Origin of the sequence: Roseicyclus sp., from assembly GCF_052168335.1 — a bacterium.
Taxonomy (GTDB): domain Bacteria; phylum Pseudomonadota; class Alphaproteobacteria; order Rhodobacterales; family Rhodobacteraceae; genus Roseibacterium.
Genome location: NZ_JBQLZP010000587.1, coordinates 1 through 5,990 on the forward strand (window position 1 = coordinate 1; position 5,990 = coordinate 5,990).

A 5,990-nucleotide genomic window follows, 5' to 3' on the forward strand; every position below is an offset into this window, starting at 1 on the left:
GCCAGGCCCGCGGCAGGTCCGCGACCACGGCGGCGAAGTGCCGGGCCCGCGCCGCCGCGCCGGGCCGCCGGGCGAGCGACAGCGCCGCCCAGAACACCGCGCGCGAGGCGTTGTGCGCCGCGAGGATCGCGAAACAGGCCAGCCCCGCCGCAAGACCGCCATGCTTGCGGTGGAGGCGCGTCGTTCCCTCCGTCATCAGGACGTCGCGGCGGTGGTTCAGCCGGCCGGCCGAGCCGTTGCCGAAATGGGTGATCGCCGGGATCGGCGCGAAGACGAGCTCCCACCCCGCGCGCCGGAAGCGGTGGCACCAGTCGGTCTCCTCTCCGTAGAAGAAGAACGCCTCGTCGAGGAGGCCCACCTCCGCCATCGCGGCGCGGCGCACGAACATCGCCGCCCCCGAGATCACGTCGACCCGCCGCTCGGAGGCGCGGTCCCAGCCGGTCATGCGATAGGCGTCGAGCGCGGCGATCCGGGTCAGGCCGAGCGTCTGCATCGCGAGGTGCCGCAGCGAGGGGAACGCGCTGCACGACGGCTGTACACTGCCGTCCGCGTTCAGCACGCGGGGCCCGAGGACACCGACGGCCGGATGCGCGTCGAGCCAGGCGACCGCCTCGGGCAGGACGTCGCCGTGGACCAGCGTGTCGGTGTTGAGGAGAAGGACGTGACGCCCCGTCGCCACCCGCAACGCGACGTTGTTCCCGCCCGCGAAGCCGAGGTTGCGGTCGTTCGCAATCAGCCGGACGCAGGGGAACTCCGCCCGCACCATCTCGACCGACCCGTCGGAGGAGGCATTGTCGGAGACGAGGATCTCGGCTTCGAGCGGCCCGAGACCGGACAGGACCGAGCGCAGGCAATCGCGCAGCATCTCGCGCGTGTTCCAGTTCACGATGACGATGGAGAGGTCCATGGGGGCTTCCTTCCGGGGGGTCAGAACAGGCGGGCCGGGCGCAGGGCGCGGGCGGACGGTGCGGGCCTCGGCGCGCCGCGGGCCCGGCCCGGCTGCGCGTCGAGGAGCCAGGCCCCGGCCCCGATGAGAAACAGGAACAGCACGAAGAGCGCGTTCCACAGGTGAACCGTCGCCGCCGCGACGGTGATGCCGAAGAGCGTGAAGGCCCAGGCATGCCGGGCGCGGCGCCACTCGGGCGGCAGACCGCGGCGCTGCCCCACCGCCCAGACGAGGCCGAGCAGCAGCCCGAGCAGCAGGAGGAACGCCGGAATTCCGTAGCGCACGGCGACGACCAGCCAGAAATTGTCCATGCTGTCCGACATCCAGGACGGCCGCTCCCAGTCGCCGAGGCCGATGCCGAAGACCGGGTGCCGCGCGACCTCGGCCGTGCCGTATTCGAAGATCAGGATGCGGTTGTAGGCGGATTGCCGGGAGAACGTGAAATAGTTGACGAAGACGTGGAAGGGCGTCCGCGTCGAGAAGAGGTCGATCGCCAGATAGATCAGCCCGAAGAGCGTGAAGAGCGCGGCCCAGCGCCCCTTCACGCGGCCCAGAACCCGCTCCCACGCGGCGACGAAGCCCTGCATGATGAGGACGACGTAGGGCCCGCCCGAGGCCGACATGAAGGTGGCGAGCCCCACGCCCGCGACCCGCGCCATGCCCCGGAGGTTCATCAGCCGCCGCTCGGCCACGACGAAATAGGCGAGCGAGAAGGCCGAGGCCGAGAAGACGCCGTAGAGGATCGGGTGGTCGAAGGGGCCGAAGGTGCGCTCGAGCCCCATGCGCGGCTCGATGAAGGGCGCCATCGGCCCGCCGAGCGCCCCCGAGATCCCGTCGTGCAGGATGTGGATGCCGGTCAGCGCCTCGGGCACGGTGAAGAGGAGCGTCGCCACAACGAGGCCCACATAGGCGCGCGCGACGGCGGCGAAGTCCTCGTAGGACCGGACGTAGATGCGCGCGAGCAGGTAGGCGCCCGCGAACTCGACCACGTAGATGCCGCCCGACTCGATGCCCTGCGCGAGCCCGCCCCACTTGATCAGCGCCAGCATCGCCCAGCCGCAATGCGCGAAAACAAGGAGGTCGAAGACGTGCATCCGCCCCTTCCGCCCCGAGACGAGCTGCACCAGCATCGGCACGAACATCACGATCAGCACGACCCGGTAGGCCGAGAGGCGCAGCCCCCCGAGGTTCACCGAGGCCGCCGTCGGCAGCATCATCGCGAGGAAGAAGATCGCGATGACGACCGGGACGCCGAAGACCCGGCGCGTGCTGGAGGCGGCGGCGACCGGCATGGCTCAGGCATGCGCCTTTCGGTGACGCAGCGCCGGACGCTCGACGAGATGCCAGCTCGCCACCGCGAAGGGCAGCGTGGCGGCGAGGCTCGTCGCGGCGAGGGCGACGGGGCCGATGCCGGGCGAGAGAAACACCACCGTTTGCGCGACCGGCCAGCCGTAGATGTAGACGCCGTAGGAGATGTCCGCGCCGGGCGGGAATTGCGGCGCACGCAGCGCCAGGGCGAGGCAGGCATAGCCCAGCACCGCCACGGCGAGCGGCCAGGGCAGGAGCACGACGAGCGGCAAGGCGAGCAGTGCCGCGACGGGCCGGAGCGCGATCCGGTGGCGGAAGGCATGGGCCGCCATGCCGAGCGCGAAGGCCAGGAAGAGCGGCGCGAAGGTCTGGGCGCGGGCGGGAAGATGCCCGGCAAAGGCCCAGCCGATGCAGGCGACCACGACCAAGCCCAGCACCGCGACGGGACGGCGCGCGCCACCCGCCGCCACGAAGACGAAGCAGACCGCGTAGGCGGCGACCTCGTGGAACAGGCTCCAGAGCGGGCCGTTCACCACGCCCGGATAGGGGTTCGCCCCGAAGGCGCCGGGCAGGCGGTGCTCGATCGACACCAGCGTCAGCGCGCGCAGGAACCAGGCCGCCGCCTCGCGGGGTCCGGCCTCGGCCCCGCTCGCCAGCGCCAGCGCCAGCGTCACGAGGAGCGCCGCGCCGAGGCCGGGCACGATCCGCCGGGCGCGCGCCGTCCAGAAGGCCCGCGCGCGCCGCCGCTCGGCGCTCGCCGTCACCAGAAGGCCCGACAGGAAGAAGAAGAGCGCCACCGCCCAGCCGCCCAGCGAATGCCCGGCGAGGGCCGCCAGCGGCTCGGCCGTGCCGGGGCCGAGCGCGAGTGGCCAGGCGTGGCTCACGACCACCGCCGCCGCGAGGGCCAGGCGCAGCGTGTCGAGGTTGCCCGTCCGGCCGGAGGAGAGCGCCTCGCCCAGCGTCACCGGCTTGACTCCGCGATCCGGACGCGCCGCCAGAGACGCTCGCGCAGCACGCGCTTCCAGGTGCCCGCGACGGACTGCGCCTTCTGGCGGAGCGGCAGCCCGAGCCAGAGGCGCATGAGCCCCTGCCCCCGGTCGCGCGGCGCGGGCAGGCCCAGCATCCGCATCGCCGCGCGGCGGCCCCAGACGGCGCCATGCGTCGCCTTCAGGTTCGGCTGCGCGCGCGCGATCACGTCGCGCGGGCGGCGCTCGGCCACCAGCACGCCCGCGCGGATCGCAGCTTCGACGAAGGCCTCGCCGCGCGGCGTGCGCGCCACGATCAGCGAGCGCCCGGCATCGGTGTCGCCCTCGGGCGGGGCGTGCCACGGGTCGCCCACGGCGATGTCCGCGAAGGCCCCGGCATGGTCGGCGCAGACGCGGCAGCGCCAGCGCCGCTCGGACTGGAGGATCGTGCCCCAGCCCTCGGCGTAGGAGATGCCCGCGCTGACCTGCCGCGCGCCGGAGGCGTCGATCCACTCCGCCTGCATCAGCCCCGGCCAGCCCTGCCCGCGATAGCGCAGGTCCACGAGGCGGCCGTCCTTCGGCACGCCCAGCCGGTCGAGGAGCCGCCCGGTCGCCACGAGGTTCGGCGCCCCGGCGCAGAAGATCGCGATGGTGAGCGGCACCTTCGCGCCGAGCGACGGGTCCGCCTCCATCGCCTTGCGGGCAGAGGCGACGTCGCAGGGCTTGCCGATGAAGGCCACCTTCTCCGCGCCGCGGGCGATGGTCCCGAGGCTCTCGGCCGGGCTCGCCTGCGCATAGCGCGAGCCCGCGCCGCGCAGGAGACCGGCGCGGTCCACGCTGATCACGGCGGCGTTCAGGCGCGGATCGTCCGCGCGCGCCGCGATGTGGGCGACTCCATCTGCCGCGCCGCTCGACAGCGCGAAGGCGGCGAGCGCCGTCACGGCGCCGCCGGAGGAGCCTCGGTGCCGGATCTCGTCGTCGGCGGCCCAGCCCTCCCAGGCGGCGAGGACGGGGCCCCAGTCGCGGTCGACCGCGTCGGCCCGCGCGAGATCCTCCCAGGAGGTCGAACCGCCCGCGCACCAGGCCGTCGCCTCCTGCGCGGCGCGGCGACCCTCGGGGCCGGGCTTGGCCACGGGTCGGCGCCCGTTCACGGGGTCGTCCACCATGCGGATCAGGTCGGGGAAGGCCCCGGCGCAGGCGCCGCATCCGGTGCAGAGGTTGCGGGCGACCATGTCGGTGATCGAGGCGGCGGTCATGCGAGGGACTCCCTGTTCGAGATCCGGCCGAGCGCGGGCGCCGAGAGCCACCAGGCCCGGAGCGTCGCGCCCGCCTCGCCCGCCGCGGCGGCGGCGGCGATGGCGACGAGCGGCAGGCCCAGCACGGCGAAGGCCGCGGCGGGCAGGAGCGCGAGCGCCCGGACGAGGTTCGCCCGCGCGGGATCGCCCGTGCGCCCCGCGGCGACGGCGAGCTGCGAGAACGGCGTGCGCAGAACCCGGAACCCGGCCGCGAGGCCGACGGCGAAGGCGAGGCCCGCGTCGGGCCGCAGCTCCGCCCCGTAGACGACCGCGATGGCCCCTGGCGCGCAGAGCGCGAAGCCCGCCACGAGGCAGGCGGCGAGACCCGCATGCGCGGCGAGGACGGGACGCCAGACGGAGGCGAGCCGCCCCTGCCCCAGCGCGACCCGGAGCTGCGGCAGAACGATGGAGGCCGCCGCCCGCCCGACGATCTGCGCCGGCAGGAGCGCCAGTTGCAGCACGAAGCCATAGAGCGCCAGCGTCGCCCAGTCGTAGGCGCCCGCCACGATCAGCCGGTCGGCGTAGAAGGTGACGAAGAGGAGGAGCGCGTTCAGCAGGAGCGGCGCGCCGAAGCGCCAGACCCGGAGGAGCGCGGGCGGCGAAAGGCGCAGCCGGTAGCGCCGCGCCGCCACGAGATGCGACAGCGCGGCGTAGGCCAGCGCATGGGCGACCAGCACGCAGAGCATCGCCCGGTGATCGCCGAAGAGCGCGACGGCGGGCAGGATGCAGGCCGCCATGGCCAGCGTCGCGCCGCCCTCGACCAGCGCCATGGGGACGTGGCGCAGCGACCGCTCGGCGCGGCGGAAGTCGAGATGCGCGACGCCGCGCAGGAGCGGGACCGCCGCGAGAAGCGCATAGGACAGCGTCGAGGGGCCGTCCGCGAAGAGGCGCGCGAGCACCGGCGCGAGCACGAGGAGCAGGACCGCCCCCGCGATGCCGCGCAGCAGGAGCGTGGCGTGGAGGTCGGCCTGGAGCCGGGCCGAGTTCCCGTCCCGCGCCTGGAGCATCAGGCGGTCCGCGCCGAGGTCGCTCGCCATCTCCACCAGGCGGACCGTCAGGGCCAGCATCATGGCGCGGCCGAGCTCGTCGGGGCCGATCGCCCAGGCGAAGGCGACCGAGCGGCCGAGCGCCGCCGCCTCGGCGAGGACCGGCACGCCCCAGGCGAGCGGGCGGCCTTTCGCGCGGGAGCGGGTCACGAGCGTCAGAGCCCCGCCTGCCGGGCGATGGCGTCCATCTCGCGCGCGGCGCGGGCGCGCAGGCCGTCGACGCGTCGCGCGAGGTCGCCCCGGCGCGCGTGCCGTCCGGCGAAGGAGGCCAGCGCCCGCTCGGCGACGCCCTGCGCGTCGAGGCGCCGGAGATCGGCCACGTCGTCGCCGATGCCGCACTCCGCGAAGACGCCGTAGGCCTTGTCGGAATAGCCGAGGCCCAGCGTGGGCACGCCCGAGGAGAAGGCGCGGATGCACGCCACCATCGGCG

General features: G+C 74.5%; 5 protein-coding genes and 1 pseudogene. All 6 read right to left on the minus strand.

The window, feature by feature from the left end; translation table 11 throughout:
• Nucleotides 1-907 (minus strand): glycosyltransferase family 2 protein (locus ACTS11_RS17980; protein WP_442641668.1); only part of this gene is annotated, 907 nt, incomplete at its 3' end.
• Nucleotides 908-927: 20 nt separating this feature from the next.
• Nucleotides 928-2,238 carry a hypothetical protein gene (locus ACTS11_RS17985; protein WP_442641669.1) on the minus strand — a complete coding sequence of 437 codons (1,311 nt, stop codon included), beginning with the start codon at nt 2,236-2,238 and terminating at the stop codon, nt 928-930.
• Between the two features lie 3 nt (nt 2,239-2,241).
• On the minus strand, nt 2,242-3,219 hold the full coding sequence (locus ACTS11_RS17990) for an acyltransferase family protein (protein ID WP_442641670.1): 978 nt from the start codon (nt 3,217-3,219) through the stop codon (nt 2,242-2,244).
• A complete protein-coding gene (locus ACTS11_RS17995) occupies nt 3,216-4,475 on the minus strand; it encodes a Coenzyme F420 hydrogenase/dehydrogenase, beta subunit C-terminal domain (protein ID WP_442641671.1) in 1,260 nt (419 codons plus the stop codon). The genes ACTS11_RS17990 and ACTS11_RS17995 overlap by 4 nt, the downstream gene beginning before the upstream one ends.
• Nucleotides 4,472-5,710, minus strand: coding sequence for an oligosaccharide flippase family protein (locus tag ACTS11_RS18000; protein WP_442641672.1), 1,239 nt, complete (start codon nt 5,708-5,710; stop codon nt 4,472-4,474). Before ACTS11_RS18000 ends, ACTS11_RS17995 begins: the two co-directional genes overlap by 4 nt.
• A 5-nt stretch (nt 5,711-5,715) precedes the next feature.
• A pseudogene (locus ACTS11_RS18005) lies at nt 5,716-5,990 on the minus strand (hypothetical protein); the annotation flags it as partial.

Coding starts and splice junctions, on each gene's coding strand:
- ACTS11_RS17995 (WP_442641671.1), bottom strand. CDS start 4,475: ATGACCGCCGCCTCGATCACCGACATGGTCGCCCGCAACCTCTGCACC.
- ACTS11_RS17985 (WP_442641669.1), bottom strand. CDS start 2,238: ATGCCGGTCGCCGCCGCCTCCAGCACGCGCCGGGTCTTCGGCGTCCCG.